Below are 24,435 nucleotides of genomic sequence, written 5' to 3' on the forward strand. Positions count from 1 at the left end.
CTACTCGTGTCCTTGCAGTTTCCCCTTCTGCAATAGATCGTTGATGATGGCTGCCTGGTCGGTCTTGCCGCCGGTCAGGTCGACGTTCTCCAGGATGATCTTCTGGTCGAAACCGTGCGCCACGTCGCCCGCGGTACTGACCTTCACCACGGTATTGTTGCCATCCTTGCTGAAGTTCAGGTACTTCGACAGATCGGCGTCGGCCGGATTGTGCAGCATCTCATTCAGGTTCAGCACGTCGCCGCCATTGGCCGGCGTATCGCTGGAGAAGTCCTTGATGGTATCGACCGCCGGCTTCGAGGTCGTGCCTTGGTCGTTCAGCTCCCATTTGAACGTGTCGCTGCCCGTACCGCCGTACAAGGTGTCGCTGCCCTGTCCGCCGATCAACGTGTCATTGCCGCCCTGCCCGTAGATCAGGTCGTCGCCGGCTCCGCCATGTACCGTATCGTTCCCGCCGCGGGTATCGCCGGCAACGTTGAAGTCATCGCTATGCGCCTTGATGTAGTCATAAAGCTCGGTGGTCGTGGCGGCGTGGCCGTTGGTCGAGGTCAGGTAATCCACCAGGCCTTGCATGCCCTGCCCATCATGGGAACCCGCCGGATGACCGGCCCATGACAAGCCGTCGGTATTGATGGTGTCCGCGAAGATCACATCGTTTCCGGCGCCGCCGTCGATGTTGTCGCTGCCTACCGTCGCTGGCGTGGTCGAGACGCTGCCGCCTTGCAGCACGGTATCCAGATCGGAAGCCTGGTGCGCTATATCCACCGTGCCAGCGGCGCCGCTAATCGTCGAACCGTAGGAATGCGTCTCGATGTTGTCGATATTGACGGTTGCCGACCCAAGCCCGCCGGTGTTGTCGCCGACCGAATACACCAGATGATAGGTGCCGGCCGCCAGGATGTTCGATTCGATTTCCACGGCGCTCGAGATCGGCGACGTAGAAGAACCGGATTGCACGGTCTCCCACTGGCCGGTGCCGGTATTGAGCTTCTCAATGGCCCATTTGAAGCTATCACCGGTATTGAAGTTGGTCGTCGATACATCGAAGGCCAATGCCATCTTGGACGAGCCGATGGTGATGTTGGGGCTGACCACTTTCGTATCGCCGCTGCCGGTGACGTCGGTGATCTGCATATAGCCATTGAGGTTGCGGACGGCGCTGCTACCGACTCCGCCCGCCGTCGTCGTCCAATTCAGCGGGTTGTTTATGCCGCTGCCGAAGAGGCTCCCGAAGCTGGCCAGCGTAGTGTCGGAATGAGATCCCACGCCCACCGTCACGTTGCTCACGTTGCCGCTGGCGGTGTTGTCGAAGAACTGCAGGTACTGGCTGCTGACGCCGTCGCCCACGCCGATGGCGTTGACGCTGGTGACCTTGCTCAGGGCCTGGAAGGCATTGATGGATTCCTGCAGCGTCGTCGCGTCGGTCGTCGATCCGTCGCCGCCCCGGGTGCCATTGTTGTTCAGATAATAGGTCGGGTCTCCGTCCGTCAGGAAGTACGTCATGTTCTCGTAGCTGCTGCCCGTCTTGCCGGCGGCGGTCTGGGCATTGAACCAGCTTACGGTGGAATTGAACGCGGCTTCATAGTTGGTGCCGCCGGTGGCCGACATATTGTTGATCGCGTTGATCAGCGTCTGGACGTTGCTGGTCGTCAGGTTCTGGATCTGAATCGTGCTATCGGCCGACGTGCCGAAGCCGATCAGCGCTACGTTGACCACTCCGCCGGAATGGCTGTCCAGCGTATCGAGCAGGTTGAGCAGCGCCGCCTTCACCAGCGACATACGGTCCTGCCCGTATCCGGGATTGCTGCCGCCGTCCAGGCCCCATGCCATGCTGCCGGAGTGGTCGACGATCAAGGCGATGTTGTAGCTCTTGCCTGGGACCACCGTGGTTTTGGAGCCGCCGGCATCGCCGATGACGATATCGTCGCCGGATCCGCCGGATAGGGTGCCGACGTTGCTGCCGTCATTCGTACCGCGTATCAGGTTGTCGGTGACGACATTGAAGCTGTATTCCCCGGAGGTGTCCTTGCCGCCGTTGGCCGTACCGCCCGTATCGCGCACCTGGAAGCCGAAGGACGCGTCCGCGCCTGTGGCGCCGGGCGTGTAGACCAGCTTACCGGCAGCGATGTCGCTGGCCGATACGGCCTGACCGGCGGTCACGGCGGCGCCATTCAGTGTCAAGCTGCCGTTATCCGGCAAGCGGGAAATAATGACGCTTTGCAGGCTGTTGCTTTCTCCATTGCTGTCGGAGAACGCGAACTCGCTGGTGGTAAAGACGTGGGTGGTGCCCGCTTCCACATGGGTGGAATTGGCCGCCGAGGTAGGCGCGTCATTGGTCCCGCTGATGTTGACGCTGACCGTATGCGTCGCCGTCCCGTCCAGCGACGTCACCGTGAAGGTACGAGTACCCAGGGATTGCCCACCGGACAAGGCCTGTACCGCCGGATTGTTGTTGTCCAGCGTATAGGTCCAATTGCCATTGGCGTCGATGCTGAAGGTGCCGTAAGCGTCCTGGACGGTCTGGGGCCGGACATAGCCTTCGCCGGCGTCCGGGTCGGTGGTATCGAGCTTGCCGGTCGCGGTCAGGGATGCGTCCTCAATGACCGTGCCGCGGTCCCCCACCCCGTCGCCGCCGCGACCGACGATGACGGGCACGTCGTTGGTGCCGTTGATGGAGATGGTGACGGTATGGACGTCAGTCCCACCATGACCGTCATCGACCTTGACGGTATAGACCTCGTTGACCTTATCGCCCGCCTTCAAGGACTGGGCGGCCGTGTTGTCCAGGGTGTAAGTCCACTTGCCGGTGTTGTCCACCGAGATCGTCCCATACGTGCCCCTGCTTGCCCCCTGGATACTCCAGGTCGCCGTGTCGCCACTGTCGACGTCGGCGCGCGCCAGCTGGCCGGAAGCCACTTTGGTACCGTCTTCCGTGACGCCCCCGGTGTCGGCGCCGCCATAGGGCAGCGTGATGACCGGCGCGTCGTTCGTGCCCTGGATCGTCACGTTGACCTTCGTGGTCGTCCCGTCAGCGGCGGAAACCGTAAACGTTTCCGTCATGGTCTGGTTGACTGCCAAGGCTTGTACCGCCGGAGCATTGTTGTTCAACGTGTACGTCCAGGTACCGTCGCTGCCCAACGTGAAGGTACCGTACTGCGCGGTCACGTTCTGGGTGATAAACGTCGCCTGGCCGGCATCGGGATCGACGATGTCCAGCTTGCCGCTGGTGGTCAGGGTCGTGTCTTCCTTGACCGTACCCGCATCGCTGCCTATGGCATGCGGGGTGATGATGGCGGCATCGTCCGTACCGTTGATGGTAAGGGTCACCGACTTGGTCGCGGTGCCGCCATGACCGTCGTCGATTTTGACCGTGTAGGTTTCCTGGACATGGTCCGTGGCGGTCAGCGATTGCGCCGCGGCGTTGTCCAGGGTGTACGTCCATTTGCCGCTCTGGTCGACGCTGAAAGTACCGTAAGTGCCCTTTGCGTTGCCGTCCACCGTCCAGGTATGCGTGTCGGCCACATCAATGTCCGTCTTGCTGAACTGGCCGGTCGCGGTCTTCGTACCGTCTTCCGTGAGGGAACCCGTATCGGTGCCGGGCGGAACATTGATGATGGGAGCGTCATTGGTGCCCTGGACCGTCACCGTCACGGCGCTCGTCGTGCCATCCGCCGACGCCACCGTGAATGTCTCGGTCGCGGTCTGGCCGGCGGCCAGTTGCTGGACCGCTGTCGAGGCATTGTTCAACGTATACGTCCACGTACCGTCTGGCATGAGCGAGAAGGTTCCGTACGTACCGGCCGCATTCGTCTGCGGCACGAACACCGCCTGGCCGGCATCCGGGTCGACGATGTCCAGCTTGCCGCTGGTGGTCAGGGTCGTGTCTTCCTTGACTGTGCCGGCGTCAGCGCCCGTCGCATGCGGCGTGATGATGGCGCCATCATCCGTGCCGTTGATCGTCACGACCACCGACTTGGTCGCCGTACCGCCGTGGCCGTCGTCCACCTTGACCGTGTAGGTTTCCTGAATGTGATCTTTGGCGGTCAGCGACTGGGCGGCCGCGTTGTCCAGCGTGTACGTCCACTTTCCAGTCTGGTCGACGCTGAAGGTGCCATAGGCGCCCTTCGCGTTGCCATCCACCGTCCACGTGTGCGTATCGGTGGCGTCAACATCCGTCTTGCTGAACTGACCCGTCGCCGTCTTTGAACCATCCTCCGTAACGTCTCCATTAGTGGAGCCAATAGGAGCATTGATCGCCGGCGCGTCATTGGTGCCCTGGACCGTCACCGTCACGGCGCTGGTCGTACCATCCGGCGAGGCCACCGTGAACGTCTCGGTCGCGGTCTGGCCGGCCGCCAGCTGCTGGACCGCTGTTGAGGCATTGTTCAGCGTGTAGGTCCATGTACCATCCGGCGTGAGTGAGAACGTCCCGTACGTACCGGCCGCATTGGTCTGCGGCACGAACACCGCCTGGCCTGCATCCGGGTCGACGATGTCCAGCTTGCCGCTGGTGGTCAGCGTCGTGTCTTCCTTGACCGTGCCGGCGTCAGCGCCCTGCGCATGCGGCGTGATGATGGCCCCGTCGTCCGTGCCGTTGATCGTCACGACCACCGACTTGGTCGCCGTACCGCCGTGGCCGTCGTCCACCTTGACCGTGTAGGTTTCCTGAATGTGATCTTTGGCGGTCAACGACTGGGCGGCCGCGTTGTCCAGCGTGTACGTCCACTTGCCAGTCTGGTCGACGCTGAAGGTGCCATAGGCGCCCTTCGCGTTGCCATCCACCGTCCACGTGTGCGTATCGGTGGCGTCAACATCGGTCTTGCTGAACTGACCCGTCGCCGTCTTTGATCCATCCTCCGTAACGTCTCCATTGGTGGAGCCAATAGGAGCATTGATCGCCGGCGCGTCATTGGTGCCCTGGACCGTCACGGTCACGGTGCTCGGTGTGCCATCGGCAGAGGCCACCGTAAACGTCTCGGTCGCCGCCTGGCCGGCGGCCAGCTGCTGGACCGCCGTCGAAGCGTTGTTCAGCGTATACGTCCACGTGCCGTCCGGCGTGAGCGAGAAGGTCCCGTACGTACCGGCCACATTCGTCTGCGGCACAAATACCGCCTGGCCGGCGTCCGGGTCGACCACGTCCAGCTTGCCGCTGGTCGTCAGCGTCGTGTCTTCCTTGACCGTGCCGGCGTCAGCGCCCTGCGCATGCGGCGTGATGATGGCCCCGTCGTCCGTGCCGTTGATCGTCACGACCACCGACTTGGTCGCCGTGCCGCCATGGCCATCGTCGACCTTGACGGTGTAGGTTTCCTGAATGTGATCTTTGGCGGTCAACGACTGGGCGGCCGCGTTGTCCAGCGTGTACGTCCACTTGCCCGCCTGGTCAACGCTGAACGTGCCATAGGCGCCCTTTGCGTTGCCGTCCACGGTCCAGACATGCGTGTCGGTCGCGTCGACGTCTGTCTGGCTGAATTGGCCCGTCGCGGTCTTCGCACCATCTTCGGTGGCGGAACCCGCATCTGAACCGGCCGGAACATCGATCACCGGAGCATCGTTGGTTCCCTGGACGGTCACGGTCACGGCACTCGTCGTACCATCCGCCGACGCGACGGTGAACGTCTCGGTCGCGGTCTGGCCGGCGGCCAGTTGCTGGACCGCCGTCGAGGCATTGTTCAGCGTGTACGTCCACGTGCCGTCTGGCGTGAGCGAGAAGGTTCCGTACGTACCGGCCGCATTGGTCTGCGGCACAAACACCGCCTGGCCGGCGTCCGGGTCGACCACGTCCAGCTTGCCGCTGGTGGTCAGGGTCGTGTCTTCCTTGACTGTGCCGGCGTCAGCGCCCGTCGCATGCGGCGTGATGATGGCACCGTCGTCCGTGCCGTTGATCGTCACGGTCACCGACTTGGTCGCCGTGCCGCCATGGCCATCGTCGACCTTGACGGTGTAGGTTTCCTGGACATGGTCCGTGGCGGTCAGCGATTGCGCTGCCGCGTTGTCCAGCGTGTAGGTCCACTTGCCGGTCTGGTCAACGCTGAAGGTACCGTACGTGCCTTGCGCGTTGCCATCCACCGTCCAGGTGTGCGTGTCGGTGGCGTCAACATCGGTCTTGCTGAACTGGCCCGTCGCCGTCTTGCCACCGTCTTCCGCGACCGAACCCGCGTCTGTGCCCGCCGGAACATTGATCACCGGCGCGTCATTTGTGCCCTGAATGGTCACGGTCACGGTACTCGACGTGCCATCGGCAGAGGCCACTGTAAATGTCTCGGTCGCCGTCTGGCCGGCGGCCAATTGCTGGACCGCCGTCGAAGCGTTGTTCAGCGTATACGTCCACGTGCCGTCCACGCCCATCGCGAAGCTGCCGTACTGGCCATTCACGTTTTGGGCCACGAAGACAGCTTGACCCGCATCTGGATCCACAACGTCCAGCTTGCCGCTGGTGGTCAGCGTCGTGTCTTCCTTGACCGTACCGGCGTCACTGCCCGTCGCATGCGGTGTGATGATGGCGCCATCATCCGTGCCGTTGATCGTCACGGTGACTGACTTCGTCGCGGTCCCACCATGACCGTCGTCGACCTTGACCGTGTAGGTTTCCTGAATGTGATCTTTGGCGGTCAGCGACTGGGCGGCCGCGTTGTCCAGCGTGTACGTCCACTTTCCAGTCTGGTCGACGCTGAAGGTGCCATAGGCGCCCTTCGCGTTGCCATCCACCGTCCACGTGTGCGTATCGGTGGCGTCAACATCCGTCTTGCTGAACTGACCCGTCGCCGTCTTTGAACCATCCTCCGTAACGTCTCCATTAGTGGAGCCAATAGGAGCATTGATCGCCGGCGCGTCATTGGTGCCCTGGACCGTCACCGTCACGGCGCTGGTCGTACCATCCGGCGAGGCCACCGTGAACGTCTCGGTCGCGGTCTGGCCGGCCGCCAGCTGCTGGACCGCTGTTGAGGCATTGTTCAGCGTGTAGGTCCATGTACCATCCGGCGTGAGTGAGAACGTCCCGTACGTACCGGCCGCATTGGTCTGCGGCACGAACACCGCCTGGCCGGCATCCGGGTCGACGACGTCCAGCTTGCCGCTGGTCGTCAGCGTCGTATCTTCCTTGACCGTGCCGGCGTCGCTACCCGTGGCATGGGGCGTGATGATGGCGCCATCATCCGCGCCGTTGATCGTCACGGTCACCGATTTGGTCGCCGTGCCGCCATGACCGTCGTCGACCTTGACCGTGTAGGTTTCCTGAATGTGATCTTTGGCGGTCAACGACTGGGCGGCCGCGTTGTCCAGCGTGGACGTCCACTTGCCAGTCTGGTCGACGCTGAAGGTGCCATAGGCGCCCTTCGCGTTGCCGTCCACGGTCCAGACATGCGTGTCGGTCGCGTCGACGTCTGTCTGGCTGAATTGGCCCGTCGCGGTCTTCGCACCATCTTCGGTGGCGGAACCCGCATCTGAACCGGCCGGAACATCGATCACCGGAGCGTCGTTGGTTCCCTGGACGGTCACGGTCACGGCGCTCGTCGTGCCATCCGCCGACGCGACGGTGAACGTCTCGGTCGCCGTCTGGCCGGCGGCCAGTTGCTGGACCGCCGTCGAGGCATTGTTCAGCGTGTACGTCCATGTACCATCCGGCGTGAGCGAGAAGGTTCCGTACGTACCGGCCGCATTGGTCTGCGGGACGAATATCGCCTGACCGGCGTCCGGGTCGACCACGTCCAACTTGCCGCTGGTGGTCAGCGTCGTGTCTTCCTTGACCGTGCCGGCATCGCTACCCGTGGCATGCGGCGTGATGATGGCGCCATCATCCGCGCCATTGATTGTCACGGTCACCGACTTCGTCGCCGTGCCGCCATGGCCATCGTCGACCTTGACCGTGTAGGTTTCCTGAACGTGATCCTTCGCGGTCAGCGACTGCGCCGCTGCATTGTCCAGCGTGTAGGTCCACTTGCCGGTCTGGTCAACGCTGAACGTGCCGTAGGCGCCTTGCGCATTGCCATCCACCGTCCAGGTATGCGTATCGGTCGAGTCGATGTCGGTCTGACTGAACTGGCCCGTCGCCGTCTTGCCACCGTCTTCCGCAACCGAACCCGCGTCCGTGCCCGCCGGAACATTGATTACCGGCGCGTCATTTGTGCCCTGAATGGTCACGGTCACGGTACTCGACGTGCCATCGGCAGAGGCCACTGTAAATGTCTCGGTCGCCGTCTGGCCGGCGGCCAATTGCTGGACCGCCGTCGAAGCGTTGTTCAGCGTATACGTCCACGTGCCGTCCACGCCCATCGCGAAGCTGCCGTACTGGCCATTCACGTTTTGGGCCACGAAGACAGCTTGACCCGCATCTGGATCCACAACGTCCAGCTTGCCGCTGGTGGTCAGCGTCGTGTCTTCCTTGACCGTGCCAGCGTCAGCGCCCGTCGCATGCGGCGTGATGATGGCGCCGTCGTCCGTGCCATTGATCGTCACGGTCACCGACTTCGTCGCCGTCCCACCGTGGCCATCGTCGACCTTGACCGTGTAGGTTTCCTGAACATGGTCCGTGGCGGTCAGCGATTGCGCCGCCGCGTTGTCCAGGGTGTACGTCCACTTCCCCGTCTGGTCGACCGCGAACGTGCCATAGGTGCCTTGCGCATTGCCGTCCACCGTCCAGGTGTGTGTATCGCTCGCATCGACGTCCGTCTTGCTGAATTGACCCGTCGCCGTCTTTGAACCGTCCTCCGTAACGTCTCCATTGGCGGAGCCAATAGGAGCATTGATCACCGGCGCGTCATTGGTGCCCTGGACCGTCACAGTCACGGCGCTGGTGGTGCCATCCGCCGAGGCCACCGTGAACGTCTCGGTCGCCGTTTGGCCGGCGGCCAGTTGCTGGACCGCCGTCGAGGCATTGTTCAGCGTGTACGTCCATGTACCATCCGGCGTGAGCGAGAAGGTTCCGTACGTACCGGCCGCATTGGTCTGCGGCACGAATATCGCCTGACCGGCGTCCGGGTCGACCACGTCCAACTTGCCGCTGGTGGTCAGCGTCGTGTCTTCCTTGACCGTGCCGGCATCGCTACCCGTGGCATGCGGCGTGATGATGGCGCCATCATCCGCGCCATTGATTGTCACGGTCACCGACTTCGTCGCGGTCCCACCATGACCGTCGTCGACCTTGACCGTGTAGGTTTCCTGGACGTGGTCCTTCGCGGTCAGCGACTGCGCCGCTGCATTGTCCAGCGTGTAGGTCCACTTGCCGGTCTGGTCAACGCTGAACGTGCCATAGGCGCCTTGCGCATTGCCGTCCACCGTCCAGGTGTGCGTATCGGTCGCATCGACGTCCGTTTTGCTGAATTGACCCGTCGCGGCCTTGGAACCGTCTTCGGTGACGGCACCCGCATCTGCACCTGCCGGGGTATTGATGACCGGCGCATCGTTCGTACCCTGCACCGTGACGGAAACTACGCTGGTGGTACCGTCGGCCGAAGTTACCGTGAACTGCTCGACTCGACTTTCGTTGACGCCGAGCGCTTGGATCGCAGGATCCGCATCGTTCAGCGTGTACATCCACGTCCCATCAGCGGTCAGCGAGAAGGTGCCGTACGTTCCGGACACGTTGGTCTGCGGAACGAACACCGCCTGACCCGCATCCGGATCGACGACATCCAGCTTGCCGCTGGTAGTCAGCGTCGTGTCTTCCTTGACCGTGCCGGCGTCAGCGCCCGTCGCATGCGGGGTGATGATGGCCCCGTCGTCCGTGCCGTTGATCGTCAAGGTGACCGACTTCGTCGCGGTCCCACCATGACCGTCGTCGACCTTGACCGTGTAGGTTTCCTGGATGTGGTCCTTGGCGGTCAGCAATTGCGCCGCGCCGTTGTCCAGCGTGTACGTCCACTTGCCCGTCTGGTCAACGCTGAACGTGCCATAGGCGCCCTGCGCATTGCCATCCACCGTCCAGGTTTGCGTATCGGTGGTGTCAACATCGGTCTTGCTGAACTGGCCCGTCGCCGTCTTTGAACCGTCCTCCGTAACGTCTCCATTGGCGGAGCCAATAGGAGCATTGATCACCGGCGCGTCATTGGTGCCCTGAACCGTCACCGTCACGGCGCTCGTCGTGCCATCCGCCGACGCCACCGTGAACGTCTCGGTCGCCGTCTGGCCAGCAGCCAGCTGCTGGACCGTTGTCGAGGCATTGTTCAGCGTGTACGTCCACGTACCGTCCGGCGTGAGCGAGAAGGTTCCATACGTACCAGCCGCATTCGTCTGCGGCACGAACACCGCCTGGCCGGCGTCCGGGTCGACCACATCGAGCTTGCCGCTGGTGGTCAGCGTCGTGTCTTCCTTGACCGTGCCGGCGTCACTGCCCGTGGCATGGGGCGTGATGATGGCGCCATCATCCGCGCCGTTGATCGTCACGGTCACCGACTTCGTGGCCGTCCCCCCGTGACCATCGTCGACCTTGACCGTATAGGTTTCCTGAATGTGATCCGTGGCGGTCAACGACTGGGCGGCTGCGTTGTCCAGCGTGTACGTCCACTTCCCACTCTGGTCAACGCTGAAGGCGCCATAGGCGCCCTGCGCATTGCCATCCACCGTCCAGATGTGCGTATCGGTGGCGTCAACATCGGTCTTGCTGAACTGGCCCGTCGCGGTCTTCGTACCGTCTTCCGTGACCGAACCGGTATCGGTGTCGGCCAGAGCATTGATGGTAGGCGCGTCATTGGTGCCCTGAACGGTCACCGTCACGGTGCTGTTCGTGCCGTCAGCCGACGCGACGGTGAACGTCTCAGTCGCGCTCTGGCCGGCCGCGAGTTGCTGCACTGCCGCCGAAGCATTGTTCAGCGTATAGGTCCATGTGCCGTCCGTGCCCATGGTAAACGTGCCGTACTGGCTGTTCACGCTCTGAGCGACGAAGGCGGCCTGGCCGGCATCGGGATCCACAACGTCCAGCTTGCCGCTGGTCGTCAATGTCGTATCTTCCTTGACCGTGCCGGCGTCGCTACCCGTAGCATGGGGCGTGATGATGGCGCCATCATCCGCGCCATTGATCGTCACCGTCACCGACTTCGTCGTGGTCCCACCATGACCGTCGTCTACCTTGACCGTATAGGTTTCCTGGACATGGTCCGTGGCGGTCAGCGATTGCGCCGCCGCGTTGTCCAGGGTGTACGTCCACTTCCCCGTCTGGTCGACCGCGAACGTGCCATAGGTGCCTTGCGTGCCGCCGTCCACCGTCCAAGTGTGCGTGTCAGTCGAGTCGATGTCGGTCTGACTGAACTGGCCCGTCGCGGTCTTGCCACCGTCTTCCGTCACCGACCCCGCGTCCGTGCCCGCCGGAACGTTGATCACCGGCGAGTCATTCGTGCCCTGGACAGTCACCGTCACGGCGCTGGTCGTGCCGTCAGCCGACGCGACGGTGAACGTCTCGGTCGCGGTCTGGCCGGCGGCCAGTTGCTGCACTGCCGCCGAAGCGTTGTTCAGCGTATAGGTCCACGTGCCGTCTGCCGTGAGCGAGAACGTCCCGTACATACCCGCCGCATTGGCCTGCGGCACGAATACCGCCTGGCCGGCATCCGGGTCGACGATGTCCAGCTTGCCGCTGGTGGTCAGCGTCGTGTCTTCCTTGACCGTGCCGGCGTCGCTACCCGTGGCATGCGGCGTGATGATGGCACCGTCGTCCGTGCCGTTGATCGTCACGGTCACCGACTTGGTCGCCGTGCCGCCATGGCCATCGTCGACCTTGACCGTGTAGGTTTCCTGAATGTGATCTTTGGCGGTCAGCAATTGCGCCGCGCCGTTGTCCAGCGTGTACGTCCACTTGCCAGTCTGGTCGACCGCGAATGTGCCATAGGCCCCCACCGCGTTGCCGTCCACCGTCCAAGTGTGTGTATCACTCGCGTCGACGTCTGCCTGGGTGAACTGGCCTGACGCCGTCTTGGGACCGTCTTCGGTAACGGTACCGGAATCGGTACCAGCCGGAGCATCGATCACCGGAGCATCGTTGGTTCCCTGGACGGTCACCGTCACGGTGCCGGTCGTGCCATCAGCGGACACCACCGTGAACGTTTCGATCGCGGTCTGGCCGGCCGCCAGTTGTTGGACCTCTGGCGAGGCATTGTTCAGCGTGTACGTCCACATACCGTCTGGCGTGAGCGAGAAGGTTCCGTACGTACCGGCCGCATTGGTCTGCGGCACAAACACCGCCTGGCCGGCGTCCGGGTCGACCACGTCCAGCTTGCCGCTGGTGGTCAGCGTCGTGTCTTCCTTGACCGTGCCGGCGTCGCTACCCGTCGCATGGGGCGTGATGATGGCGCCATCATCCGCGCCGTTGATCGTCACGGTCACCGACTTGGTCGCCGTGCCGCCATGGCCGTCGTCTACCTTGACCGTGTAGGTTTCCTGGACATGGTCCGTGGCGGTCAGCGATTGCGCCGCCGCGTTGTCCAGGGTGTACGTCCACTTCCCCGTCTGGTCGACCGCGAACGTGCCATAGGTGCCTTGCGCGTTGCCGTCCACCGTCCAGGTGTGTGTATCGGTCGCATCGACGTCCGTCTTGCTGAACTGGCCCGTCGCCGTCTTGGAACCATCCTCCGTAACGTCTCCATTGGCGGAGCCAATAGGAGCATTGATCACCGGCGCGTCATTGGTGCCCTGAACCGTCACCGTCACGGCGCTGGTCGTGCCATCCGCCGACGCAACAGTGAACGTCTCGGTCGCAGTCTGGCCGGCGGCCAGTTGCTGCACTGCCGCCGAAGCGTTGTTCAGCGTATAGGTCCACGTGCCGTCTGCCGTGAGCGAGAACGTCCCGTACATACCCGCCGCATTGGCCTGCGGCACGAATACCGCCTGGCCGGCATCCGGGTCGACCACGTCCAGCTTGCCGCTGGTGGTCAGCGTCGTGTCTTCCTTGACCGTGCCGGCGTCAGCGCCCGTCGCATGCGGCGTGATGATAGCCCCGTCGTCCGTACCGTTGATCGTCACGGTCACCGACTTGGTCGCCGTGCCGCCATGGCCATCGTCAACCTTGACCGTGTAGGTTTCCTGGATGTGATCCTTCGCGGTCAGCGACTGCGCCGCCGCGTTGTCCAGGGTGTACGTCCACTTCCCAGTCTGGTCGACCGCGAACGTGCCATAGGTGCCTTGCGGGTTGCCATCCACCGTCCAGCTGTGCGTATCCGTCGCATCGATGTCCGTCTTGCTGAACTGGCCTGTCGCCACCTTGACGCCATCTTCCGTGACCTCGCCCGTATCCGCGCCGACGGCGGCGTTGATGATGGGAGTGTCATTGGTGCCCTGCACCGTGACCGTGACGGTGCTCGTGCTGCCGTCGGCCGACGTGACGGTGAACTGCTCGGTCCGGATGTCATCGACCCCCAGGGCCTGCACCGCCGGGGCGGCATTGTCGAGCGTGTATGTCCACGCGCCGTCGGCCGCGACCGAGAATGTGCCATAGGTGCCCGCCGCATTCGTTTGCGGCACGAACACCGCCTGGCCGGCATCCGCGTCGACGATGTCCAGCTTGCCGCTGGCGGTCAGCGCTGTATCTTCAGTGACGGCTCCCGCGTCGTCGCCAGGCGCGTGCGGGGTGATGACCGCCACATCGTCCGTGCCATTGATCGTGATGGTGATCGTGCTGTTCGCAGCCCCATCCCGGCTGGTCACCGTATACGTTTCGACGATACTCTCGCCGCTCTTCAAGCCCTGCACGACAGGGTTGTCGTTCGCGACCGTGTAGACATAGGAGCCATCGGCGTTGAAAACCAGCGCGCCCAATGGCGCATTACCGTTGCCCGTGCTGCCATCGAAGTGCGCACCCGGGCGGAATACGGCCTCGCCGGTATCGGCGTCGGTGATGGACAACTGACCCTCGGCGGTGAGTTGCCCATCCGTGGCGCCCTGGTCCTCGGTGACCGCGTGCACACCGCTGGTCAACACCGGGACATCGTTGGTGCCGGTCACTGTTACGGTCAGGGTCGCCGTGGATATTCCGCCCTGGCCATCCGACACGGTGTACGAAATCGACGTCGCCTGTGCTTGCCCCGCCGGCAGGTAGTTGAAAGCCGTGCCGGGATCGAAGCTGTAGCTGCCATCCGCGTTCAACACGAAGGTGCCGCCATGGTCGCCGGCCAGGGCCTGGCCGATGTTGCCGGGCTGGCCATTCACACCGGTGACGGTCAGCGCGTCGCCATCGGGATCCACATCCCGGCCATGGCCCTGGGCATCGCCGGTAATGACGTTACCGCCCAACATCTCGTTCTGAGCGGCCGCCGCATTGTCATCGGCGGCGACAGGCGCGGGATTGCCGACGTTCCAGTCGAATGTCTGCGACGTCGTCGCACCGCCACTATCCGTGGCTGTAATCACTACCTGATAGCTGCCATGATCGCCGCCTGTCGACGCCGATGCATCGATGGTTCCCGAGATCACGCCGGTTTGCGGATCGATCCTTAGCCCGGGCGGCAATCCGGCGGCCGAGTAGGTCAACTTGTCACCGGTGTCCGAGTCGGAGAAGTGCCCGGACACGTCGATATTGATACCTTGCTGGGCATCCTGTCCCGTCAGGTCAGCCAGACCGGTGGACGCGGGCGCGTCGTTTACGCCGGTAATGGTGACCGTGACGGTGGTCGTGGAAGTCGATCCGCTCGGATCCGTGACGGTGTAGGTAGCGCTGCTGGTAGCGGTCTGCCCGGCGCCGAGATGCTGATAGCTGCCCTCCGGGTTGAATACATAGCTACCGTCCGGGTAAACGGTGAACGTTCCGCCGCTGGAGCCAGCCACCGTGACACCGCCTGTCACCATGCGCTGATCGCCGACCGTAACGATGGCCAATGCATCGTTGTCGGGGTCGGTGTCATTGCGCAGGATGTTGCCGCTCACCGAGGCGTCTTGCGTCGTCATCGCCGCATCGGCACCGGCGACCGGGGGCGCATTTACATGGGGAGGATCAACCGGAGTGCCCGTGGAAGGCGTTCCGGTAGACGGCTCGCCCACGGGCGAGGCGCCGCTCGTCGGAGCGCCCGTGGAGGCCCCGCCGCCCGGAACAGCGGCGCCGCCCGAACCCGTTGCGGAAGTGCCGGTGCCTGCCCCGTCCGCCGTCCCGCCCGCATCCCCGCCCGCCACGCCCGCGGCCGGAACGTCGCTGGAGGCCTGCGCCGTCCCAGAGGTCGGATACTCCAGCGACAACGGCGTCGTCGATTCCAGGATCCGCGCCAGGCGCACGAAGCTGCTGCCGGCGGCGTCCCCGCCGCTGCCGGACGTCAGCGCGGCTGTGGGGTCAAGGTTGTCGAATGGGTCCTGCCCGCTTTGAAGCGCGGCGAGCAGCCGATCGGAGTCCGGGCCCTGAGGCGGCGCCACCCGTGCTTCCGTAACGTCCACTTGCCCGGTCAGGTCATCGGTCAGGGCGACCTCGCGGTTCTCGCCGATCAGGATGGGCATGCCGCCCTCTACCTGCAGGCTTACCGTGGCGCCGGACGACGTCACGATTTCCGTATCCGGGGGAATGCGGCTGCCGGCATGCAGCTCTGTAAGGGAACCGTCCGGATGGCGCATCCAGGCGCGGCCGGTGACTTGCAGAACAGTGGCGGGAAGCGAATAAGCCATAAGGATGACTCCGTGGAGGAGGGTTCATCCTATGGGCGGATCAGGCGCTCGGCATTGTACTCAAGGACAGGTTGTGAAATTAAGTTGTATCAATACGACATTGATGAGCACAATTCCGCAGGAACATCACGAAATTTATCATCGACCCGGATACAACTAAGAGAGCCCCGGCGACCTAAAAAACCACAACCGGGCCGCCCGCGCGCCGCGCATGGCCGGCGGCCGGAAATCCATTAAGCGGATTTGACCGAGGTCTTCGGCGTCGCATTGCTTCTCGCGCCATCGCTTGCCTGCTGGTCGGCCACCCTGGACCGGAGGTCCGCGACACTGCGATCCAACTGATGTTTCATCCGGGCCTCGGCGCGAGCGAGGCGCGCCTCGAACATCTGCCGCAACATGCGCATCTCTTCGGGGTTGATCCACATGTGGGTCGACGGTATCGCCCTGGGGCGGTTTTCCGGTTCAGGCTCCATCGGACTTGGGCCGAAGGTCTCGGCACAGGCTTTCAGGAAGGCATCGAGCCGTTGGTCCTGCTCGGCATCAGAGGTCGCGAGCCCCTCTGTCCGTGGATTCCGCAACTGGGGCGTGGCCGCATCGGCCTGCGGGCCGTATCCTTGATCGATGCCGGTGGAACGCGACGATATCTGCATGGCCAGATCTCCTTGAAGGGGACGTCGATGACGTCGTAAAGGGATAGGTACGTCGTCGGCTTAGGACCGCGGTTCCCCGCCGCGGGCGAGGCGCCGGGCTGGTGCCCGGACGCATCGTGTTATGCACCGCGCCGACGCGCGGCCGGATCCGATTCCCACGGCATGGGACGCGTCAATGCCGGCAACCCGCCAAGCGGTAGTGCGCTGATACGGGTTTTCCCTTGGTTTCCTGGGGCGGAGGGCGCGGTTTACCGATTCACCGGGCCACGAAAAGCTGGCGCGGATTCCCATACAGTGGGAATCCCTACTGGCCCATGCGGCCCGGGTGGACCATACTGCCGCCACTATGTCTTCGTCCACGATTGCCCCCGCCTCCCAGGACCGCGTACTGCTCGTGCTGGCCACCCTGGCGCAATGGAACGGTCCGATGACAGCGCAGCAGCTCGCTGAAATGACCGGCCTGCCGCGCAGCTCGCTGTACCGGCAGTTGGCCCGCCTGAAGCACTGGGGTTTCGTGCAGGAGGAAGACGGCAGTTACGCGCCCGGCCCCATGGGCCTGCAACTGGCGCAGGGATTCGATGCCAGTTCGAGCCTGGTGCACATGGCCCGCATGGACATGCAGCGGCTGGTGCACCAATCCAACGAAAGCGTGGGGCTGATCGTGGCGGTGAACGACCGGGCCATTTGCCTGGACATGCTGGAGAGCCCGCAAGCCCTGCGCTGTTCCTTCGAAAAAGGCCGCAGCGTGCCCTTGCGCAAGGGCGCCACCGCGAAATGCCTGCTTGCGCATCTGCCCGCCGCGCGGCGCGACGCCGTGCTGGATGCATGGCAAGACGAACCGCCCGACCCGCGGTTGCCCGATCGCGCCGCGCTGGCCGCCATCCGCAAGGCCGGCTATGCCTGCAGCCAGAACGAAGTCGACGAAGGCGTGTGGGGTGCCAGCGCACCGCTTTTCGGGCCGGGCCAGCGGCTGGCCGGCTGCATGACGCTGATGGCGCCGACCTCGCGGGGCCTGCCTCGCGCCGACGAATTGATCCAGATGGTGGTGGTAGCCGCCGCGCGCGTTTCCCGCCTGCTCAACCTGACCTGACCTTTGTCCCCCGGACCTTCGCGTCCTGATCTCCAAGGAGCCTTATATGAAAGCCCTACGTCGCCGTGTCCTGCAGGCCGCGCTCGCCTTGTGTCCCCTGCTGTGGTCCACCGCGCCGGCGCACGCCGACCAGGACGTGATCCGGGTCGTCACCGATGCCACCTTCCCGCCCATGGAGTACGTCGAGAACGGCAAGCTGACCGGCTTCGACATCGAACTCACCGAAGCCCTGGCCAAGGCCATGGGCAAGAAGGTCGAATGGACCCAGATCGACTTCAAGGGCCTGATCCCGGGCCTGGTGGCTAAGCGTTATGACATGGCCGTGTCGGCGATCTACATCACCGACGAACGCCGCAAGGTGGTGGACTTCGGCGACTCCTACTACGCGGGCGGCCTGGTCGCGATGGTGAAGGCCGACAACAACACCATCAAGACGCCCAAGGACCTGGACGGCAAGCAGGTTACCGTGCAGGTCGGCACCAAGTCGGTGGGTTTCCTGAAGGACAACTACCCCGGCGTGAAGCTGGTCGAAGTGGAAAAGAACGATCAGATGTTCAATCTGGTCGCCATCGGCCGCGCCGACGCCGCGGTGACGGGCCTGCCCGCCGCCTACCAGTACGTGCGCACCCGCGGCGGCCTGAAGGTACTGCCCGAGCAATTGACCACCGAAGCCTATGGCATGGCCGTCCGCAAGGACCAGCCGGAACTGACCGCGGCCCTGAACAAGGCGCTGGCCAAGCTGAAGGCCGACGGCACCTACGACGCCATCGTCAAGAAGTGGTTCAGCAACTGAGGCCCTGAATGGATCTGGATTTCTCTCCGGTCTGGGCCAATTGGCCGGACCTCGTGCGAGGCGCGGCGGTCACGGTGGAGATCGTCTCCGTATCGCTGCTGTGCGGCTGCGTGATCGGACTGCTGGTCGGGATCGGCCGCCTGAACCCGCGCCGCCGCTTCGTCTACGGCCTGTGCTCCGCATACGTGGCGGCCATACGGGGCACGCCGCTGCTGGTACAGCTGTTCATCCTGTTCTTCGGCCTGCCGCAATTCGGCATCATGCTGCCCGCCTTCGTCTGCGGCACCATCGGCTTGTCCGTCTACAGCGGCGCCTACGTCTCGGAAATCGTGCGGGGAGCCATCCAGTCCATCGACCGCGGACAGGTGGAAGCGGCGCGCTCGCTGGGCATGCCGGGGCGCATGGCCATGACCAGCGTGGTGCTGCCACAGGCCTTCGTGCGCATGATCCCGCCGCTGGGCAACGAGTTCATCGCGCTGATCAAGAATTCCGCGCTGGTGTCCCTGCTGACCATCCATGACGTGATGCACGAAGGGCAAAAGATTATTTCCGTGTCCTATCGGTCGCTGGAAGTCTATCTGGCCATCGCGGTGATCTACTTCATATTGACGGGCGTGACGACCTTCCTGCTGCGGCGTATCGAGTTGCGCCTGCGCGCGGGAGGAATGGTGCAATGAACACGAATACCCAACAACCCATGGTCCGCATACGCCAGCTGACCAAGGCCTATGGCGACAACGTGGTACTGCGCGGCATCGACCTGGATGTCCTGCCCTCGCAGGTCGTGGTCGTCATCGGGCCCAGCGGTTCCGGCAAGAGCACCCTGCTGCGCTGCTGCAATGGCCTGGAGCTGGCGCAAGGCGGCGACATCGAAATCTGCGGCCAGCCGCTGCTGGCGTCGGGCCGCATGCTGCCCGACAGCCGGCTGAACAAGCTGCGCGAAGAAGTCGGCATGGTGTTCCAGTCCTTCAACCTGTTCGCGCACCTGAACGTGCTGCACAACATCACGCTGGGTCCGCGCAAGCTGCGCGGCATCGGACGCAGGCAGGCCGAGGAAGAAGCCCGCGCGCTGCTCGACAAGGTCGGCCTGGCGCATAAGGCCGATGCCATGCCCGCCAGCCTGTCCGGCGGGCAGAAGCAGCGCGTGGCCATCGCGCGCGCCCTGGCCATGCGGCCGCGGGTCATGCTGTTCGACGAGCCGACGTCCGCGCTCGATCCCGAACTGGTCGGCGAGGTGCTGAAGGTCATGAAAATGCTGGCCGCCGAAGGCATGACCATGATGGTCGTCACCCATGAAATGGCCTTCGCGCAGGAAGTGGCCGACGTGGTCGTCGTCATGGACGGCGGCGGCATCATCGAAGCCGGGCCGCCGTCGCATATCTTCACGGCGCCGACGCAACCACGCACGCGCGAATTCCTGCAGGCGGTACTCAAACGTGGCTGACCCCATCACCTCGCGCGGGGCCGACGTGCCTGCGCTGTTCCGCCTGGCCGATGTCCCGGCGCAGCCCTGGAAGAACGGCGGCGGCCTGACCAGGGAGATCGTGTGCTGGCCTCCCGGCGCGGACATGGACAACTTCCTGTGGCGCATCAGCGTTGCACGCATCGCGGCGGGAGGGCCATTCTCGCGCTTTCCGGGGATGGACCGCATCATTACGCTATTGAGCGGTCCGGGCGTAGTGCTACGCGGCGATTTCAAAGGCCGCGAACACGCCCTGACCCGCCCGCTTGCGCCCTTCGCCTTTCCAGGCGACGTGGCCGTCGATTGTGTCCTGCGGGACGGTGCATCGGAAGACTTCAACGTGATGAGCCGGCGCGGCCAGGTGCATGCCGGCGTCCAGGTCATCGACAACCACGCGATTTTGCCGACCGCGGCATGCGGCCTGTTGCTGGCGGTAGGCAGCAGCTGGCTGGTGGAGCGCGACGATGGCAGCCAGCACACGCTCGAGCTGGATGAAGGCCTCTGGTGGGCGGAACACCCGCACGCCTGGCGTGTCCGCTGCACGAAGAAACACAGCCCGGTCGACACCGGATTGATCGTCGTGGCGATCGATACGCCGGCGCCGGCGCACGGCGCGCAAGAACAGGAAGCGATATGAAGCACGCAAACAGCCTGTGGGCCGCGGATGCATTGCTGCCGGAAGGCTGGGCCCGCGGCGTTACCCTGGACTGGGATGAGCAAGGGCGCCTGACGCGGATCGGATGCGACACCCGGCCCGAACCCGGACAAACGCAAGCCACCGGGCCGTTGATTCCCGGGATGCCCAATCTGCACTCGCACGCGTTCCAGCGCGGGTTCTGCGGCCTGACGGAGTATCGCGCGCAGGCCGCGGACAGCTTCTGGAGCTGGCGCGAACTGATGTACCGCTGTGCGGGCCGCATCGATCCGGTCCAGGCCGAAGCCATCGCGACCTGGCTGTACGTGGAGATGCTGGAAGCCGGCTATACCAGCGTCTGCGAATTCCATTACCTGCATCACGACCTGGACGGACGGCCGTACGCCCATGGACCCGAGATGGCATTGGCGATTCTGCGCGCCGCGCAACGCGCGGGCATAGGCATGACGCTGCTGCCCGTGCTGTACCAATCCGGCGGATTCGGCGGCGCGGCGCCGCACGAAGGCCAGAGGCGCTTTCTGCATGACACGACCGCCATGCTGCGATTGCTCGATACGCTTAAACCCGCATGCGACGCACAAGGCGCGCGCCTGGGCCTGGCGCCGCACTCCCTGCGCGCGGTGCCGCCGGCTTCACTGAAGGAAGCATTGGCGGGCCTGGACGCGCTGGACCCCACCGCCCCCATCCACATCCACATCGCCGAACAGGTGAAGGAAGTGGAGGACTGCATCGCATGGAGCGGCCTGCCGCCGGTGCGCTGGCTGCTGGAGCATGCGCCTGTCGATCCCCGCTGGTGCCTGGTCCATGCCACCCACATGACCCCCGACGAGACCCTGGACGCCGCACGCACCGGCGCGGTGGCCGGGCTTTGCCCCACCACCGAAGCCAACCTGGGCGACGGCCTGTTCGACATGGCGCACTGGCGCGAAGGCGGCGGCCGCTGGGGCGTCGGCTCCGACAGCCATTCCACCGTCAACGCCGCCGAAGAACTGCAATGGCTGGAATACGGCCTGCGGCTGATCACGCGGCAGCGGAACGTCCTGGCCGACGCCCGGCAGCCGCATGTCGCTACCGCCATGACGTTGACCGCGGTCGCGGGCGGCGCCCAGGCAGCGGGTCGTCCGGTAGCCGGTCTCGCAGCGGGGCAGCAGGCCGACTTCCTGGAACTCGATCCGGGCCATGTCGCCCTGGCGGGCTTGCCCGCACACGATATGTTGTCCGCGCATGTCTTCGGCAGCCATCGCACTTCCGCGATCGGCAAGGTATGGGTCGGCGGCAAATTGCGCGTGCTGGAAGGCCGCCATGCCCTGCGCGACGCGGCCGCCGCGGCGTTTGTCGAGGTGCGGCGTGCGCTGGTGGCGGATCGCTGATGCCCGGCGAGCCGCGCCGGACCACGCCGGCCTGCCCCACGCGCTCCGCTGACACCGCCGTCCTTCGCCGCGAAGGCTAATTCAACATCAGGAGGAAGCAATGTCCCAACCACTGACCGATCGTCCCGTATTCACCTTCCGGCAAGGCACGGCGCCGCTGCTGGTTTCCATGCCCCACGTCGGCACCTATCTGCCCCCCGCCATCGCGGAACGACTGACGGACGAAGCGCGGCACGTTCCCGACACCGACTGGCACCTGGAACGGCTGTACGACTTCGTCGTCGGCATGGGCGCATCGGTGCTGGTCGCCACGCACTCGCGCTACGTCGCCGATCTGAACCGTCCGCCCGATGGCAGCAGCCTGTATCCGGGCCAGAGCGTGACCGGCCTTTGTCCCGTCGATACCTTCGACGACACGCCGCTGTATCGCGACGCCAACGACGTGCCCGATGAAGCCGAGATCGCCGAACGCCGCGCCCGGATCTGGCAGCCCTACCACGACAAACTGGCGCAGGAGCTGAACCGCCTGCGCGACCAGCATGGCGTCGTGCTGCTATGGGACGCCCACTCGATCCGTTCGGTCCTGCCGCGTTTCTTCGAGGGCAAGCTGACCGACCTGAACCTGGGCACCGGCAAGGGCAGCGCCTGCGCGCAGGACATCGCCGAGGCCGTGGCGGCCGTCGCCCGCGAAGGCGAGTCGCAGGGCTACACCAGCGTGTTGAATGGGCGCTTCACCGGCGGCTATATCACGCGCAACTACGGCAAGCCGGAACAGGGCATCCATGCCATACAGCTGGAAATGACCCAGTGCAGCTATATGCAGGAAGCGCTGCCGTTCGACTACCTGCCCGAGCGCGCGAACCGCGTTCAACCGCTGCTGCGGCGCATGGTGCAGACGGCGTTCGACGGCGTCATGCGGTCGCGTAAACAGTAAGCGAAGCGTAGGGCGTCCGCGTCATCGCGGGCGCCGCCGGCACCGGATCGCAGGTATCAATACGCCGGCGGCGCCCGTCCCCATTGCCGGCTGCAAAAATATGGTTGTATGATAATCATGCAATACGCTGACAGGCGTATCAGTTTTATGGAAGCCAGCCACCATGCCGTCGACCCTGCGCAATTCCAACCTGACCGAGCGACTCAGCGAAATCCTGAGCCGGCAAATAGAGTCCGGTGAACGAGCGCCGGGCAGCCGGCTACCCACGGAAGAGCAGCTTGCCGCGGAATACGGCGTCAGCCGGACGGTTGTGCGCGAAGGCATCGCCCGCCTCAAATCCGACGGCCTGGTAACCACCCGCCAGGGATTGGGCGCGTTCGTCGCCGAATCGCTGACCGCCGCTCCCTTCCGCATCGCGCCGGCCGGCGCGGAGACGCCACAGCAAATCGTGCAGCAGGTCTTCGAGCTGCGCATAGGCGTCGAAACCCAGGCCGCCGCGCTGGCCGCGCAGCGCGCCACTGCCACGCAGCTGCGCGAGATCCGCGCGGCGCTCAAGGAGCTGGAGCAGGTGCAGAAACACGGCGGCGACGGCGTGGAGGAAGACATGCGCTTTCATCGCGCCATCGCGCGCGCCACCAACAATCGCATCTACGACGACTTCGCGCGCTTTCTGGAACGCCACGTCCGCGAACAGCTGGGCATCAGCCGCCGCAACAGCAGCGTGGCGGGGTGGCTGCAGGCGGTGCAACAGGAGCATCAGGCGATCTACGACGCCATCGCGGCCCGCGACGGCGAAGCCGCCGCGCAGGCCGCCGGCACCCATGTGCGCAATGGAATGGAGCGGTTACGCAAGTTCCACGCTCATTAGGGCCCCCGGGCCCGGGGGCGACACCCTGCTTACGCCCGGACACACGGGCGAAGCCAATCCGCTGGAGGAGACAAGATGAATGCACGGCATTGCTTGGCCATCCTGGGCGCCGTATCGGCGCTCGCAATCGGTACGGCGCCTTGCGGCGCGCGCGCGGAGTATCCCGACAAGCCATTGAAGCTGATCGTCGGTTTTCCGCCGGGCGGAGGCACCGACATGCTGGCGCGCTATCTCGCGCAGCAAATGGGCAAATCACTGGGGCAATCCGTCGTCGTTGAAAATCGCGGCGGCGCCAACGGCGTCATTGGCACCACCGAACTGGCGCGCTCGGCGCCCGACGGCTACACGCTGATGTTGACGATCTCCTCGCACATCACCAATGGCCTCTTGTACAAAGATCTGCCCTACAACGTATTGAAGGACTTCGCGCCCGTTTCGGTGGTCGCGACGTCTCCCTTCGTACTGCTGGCCAATCCGAAGCTGCCGGCGAATAACGTGGCGGAACTGATCGCGCTGGCCAAGGCCAAGCCGGGAAGCATCAACTTCGGTTCACCGGGCAACGGCTCGACGCAGCATCTTTCGCATGAGCTGATGAACCAGATGGCGGATATCAAGATGACGCACGTCGCCTATCGCGGCGGCGCGCCCGCGATGAACGATCTGCTGGCCGGACAGGTTTCGCTGATGTTCCTGACCACGGTCCAGTCCCTGCCCTTCCTGAAGGAGAAGCGGCTGAAAGCGCTGGCCGTCAGTTCGGCGCAGCGCGCCGCCGTCCTGCCCGACGTCCCGACCGTGGCGGAGACCATCCCTGGCTACGACTCCGATGTCTGGTTCGGCGTGATCGCGCCGGCCGGCACGCCCAAGCCCGTCGTCGACAAGCTGAACAAGGACATCGTCGCCATCGTGCGCAAACCCGAAACGCAGCAGTGGCTGGCCCAGCAAGGCGCCGTTCCCGTGGGCGACACGCCCGCCGAATTCGCCTCGCTGATGCAGGCCGAGTACACCAAATGGACGGACGTTTTCAAGAAAACCGGTATCAAAGCGGAGTAAAC

11 protein-coding genes are annotated in these 24,435 nt (G+C 64.4%); 9 read left to right on the plus strand and 2 right to left on the minus strand.

Features of this window, described 5'->3' with window-relative positions; genetic code table 11:
- Positions 1–15,561, minus strand: a complete 15,561-nt coding sequence (locus ACNA0R_RS11850) for a VCBS domain-containing protein (RefSeq protein WP_415826203.1) — start codon at positions 15,559–15,561, stop codon at positions 1–3.
- A 233-nt stretch (positions 15,562–15,794) separates the two neighbouring features.
- Positions 15,795–16,211, minus strand: a complete 417-nt coding sequence (locus ACNA0R_RS11855) for a hypothetical protein (RefSeq protein WP_415826204.1) — start codon at positions 16,209–16,211, stop codon at positions 15,795–15,797.
- 346 nt (positions 16,212–16,557) lie between these two features.
- Here ACNA0R_RS11855 and ACNA0R_RS11860 point away from each other — a divergent pair, with 346 nt between their 5' ends.
- The 9 genes from ACNA0R_RS11860 to ACNA0R_RS11900 all read left to right on the plus strand — a co-directional run bounded on the left by ACNA0R_RS11860 (position 16,558) and on the right by ACNA0R_RS11900 (position 24,433).
- A complete protein-coding gene (locus ACNA0R_RS11860; RefSeq protein ID WP_415826205.1) occupies positions 16,558–17,301 on the plus strand; it encodes an IclR family transcriptional regulator in 744 nt (247 codons plus the stop codon).
- A gap of 46 nt (positions 17,302–17,347) precedes the next feature.
- Entirely contained in the window at positions 17,348–18,094 is a 747-nt protein-coding gene (locus tag ACNA0R_RS11865; protein WP_415826206.1) for a transporter substrate-binding domain-containing protein, read from the plus strand.
- Positions 18,095–18,102: 8 nt separating this feature from the next.
- Positions 18,103–18,771, plus strand: coding sequence for an amino acid ABC transporter permease (locus ACNA0R_RS11870; protein ID WP_415826207.1), 669 nt, complete (start codon positions 18,103–18,105; stop codon positions 18,769–18,771).
- On the plus strand, positions 18,768–19,538 hold the full coding sequence (locus ACNA0R_RS11875; protein WP_415826208.1) for an amino acid ABC transporter ATP-binding protein: 771 nt from the start codon (positions 18,768–18,770) through the stop codon (positions 19,536–19,538). Before ACNA0R_RS11870 ends, ACNA0R_RS11875 begins: the two co-directional genes overlap by 4 nt.
- The gene (locus ACNA0R_RS11880) at positions 19,531–20,193 is read left to right on the plus strand and encodes a HutD/Ves family protein (RefSeq protein ID WP_415826209.1); all 663 of its coding nucleotides are present in this window, start codon (positions 19,531–19,533) and stop codon (positions 20,191–20,193) included. The genes ACNA0R_RS11875 and ACNA0R_RS11880 overlap by 8 nt, the downstream gene beginning before the upstream one ends.
- Complete coding sequence (locus tag ACNA0R_RS11885; RefSeq protein ID WP_415826210.1) at positions 20,190–21,581, plus strand: formimidoylglutamate deiminase; 1,392 nt, start codon at positions 20,190–20,192, stop codon at positions 21,579–21,581. The genes ACNA0R_RS11880 and ACNA0R_RS11885 overlap by 4 nt, the downstream gene beginning before the upstream one ends.
- A 100-nt stretch (positions 21,582–21,681) precedes the next feature.
- Positions 21,682–22,515 carry an N-formylglutamate deformylase gene (hutG, locus tag ACNA0R_RS11890; RefSeq protein ID WP_415826211.1) on the plus strand — a complete coding sequence of 278 codons (834 nt, stop codon included), beginning with the start codon at positions 21,682–21,684 and terminating at the stop codon, positions 22,513–22,515.
- A 163-nt stretch (positions 22,516–22,678) separates the two neighbouring features.
- A complete protein-coding gene (locus ACNA0R_RS11895) occupies positions 22,679–23,383 on the plus strand; it encodes a FadR/GntR family transcriptional regulator (RefSeq protein WP_415826212.1) in 705 nt (234 codons plus the stop codon).
- 75 nt (positions 23,384–23,458) lie between these two features.
- Positions 23,459–24,433, plus strand: a complete 975-nt coding sequence (locus ACNA0R_RS11900; protein ID WP_415826213.1) for a Bug family tripartite tricarboxylate transporter substrate binding protein — start codon at positions 23,459–23,461, stop codon at positions 24,431–24,433.
- Positions 24,434–24,435: the final 2 nt, after the last annotated feature.

Origin of the sequence: Bordetella sputigena (genome assembly GCF_965137885.1) — a bacterium.
Classification (GTDB): domain Bacteria; phylum Pseudomonadota; class Gammaproteobacteria; order Burkholderiales; family Burkholderiaceae_B; genus Bordetella_C; species Bordetella_C sputigena.

Bases quoted from the DNA above. Each gene is read 5' to 3' on its own strand.
- hutG (WP_415826211.1), top strand. From the start codon at position 21,682: ATGTCCCAACCACTGACCGATCGTCCCGTATTCACCTTCCGGCAAGGC.
- ACNA0R_RS11865 (WP_415826206.1), top strand. From the start codon at position 17,348: ATGAAAGCCCTACGTCGCCGTGTCCTGCAGGCCGCGCTCGCCTTGTGT.
- ACNA0R_RS11860 (WP_415826205.1), top strand. From the start codon at position 16,558: ATGTCTTCGTCCACGATTGCCCCCGCCTCCCAGGACCGCGTACTGCTC.
- ACNA0R_RS11875 (WP_415826208.1), top strand. From the start codon at position 18,768: ATGAACACGAATACCCAACAACCCATGGTCCGCATACGCCAGCTGACC.
- ACNA0R_RS11885 (WP_415826210.1), top strand. From the start codon at position 20,190: ATGAAGCACGCAAACAGCCTGTGGGCCGCGGATGCATTGCTGCCGGAA.
- ACNA0R_RS11870 (WP_415826207.1), top strand. From the start codon at position 18,103: ATGGATCTGGATTTCTCTCCGGTCTGGGCCAATTGGCCGGACCTCGTG.
- ACNA0R_RS11855 (WP_415826204.1), bottom strand. From the start codon at position 16,211: ATGCAGATATCGTCGCGTTCCACCGGCATCGATCAAGGATACGGCCCG.
- ACNA0R_RS11850 (WP_415826203.1), bottom strand. From the start codon at position 15,561: ATGGCTTATTCGCTTCCCGCCACTGTTCTGCAAGTCACCGGCCGCGCC.
- ACNA0R_RS11895 (WP_415826212.1), top strand. From the start codon at position 22,679: ATGCCGTCGACCCTGCGCAATTCCAACCTGACCGAGCGACTCAGCGAA.
- ACNA0R_RS11900 (WP_415826213.1), top strand. From the start codon at position 23,459: ATGAATGCACGGCATTGCTTGGCCATCCTGGGCGCCGTATCGGCGCTC.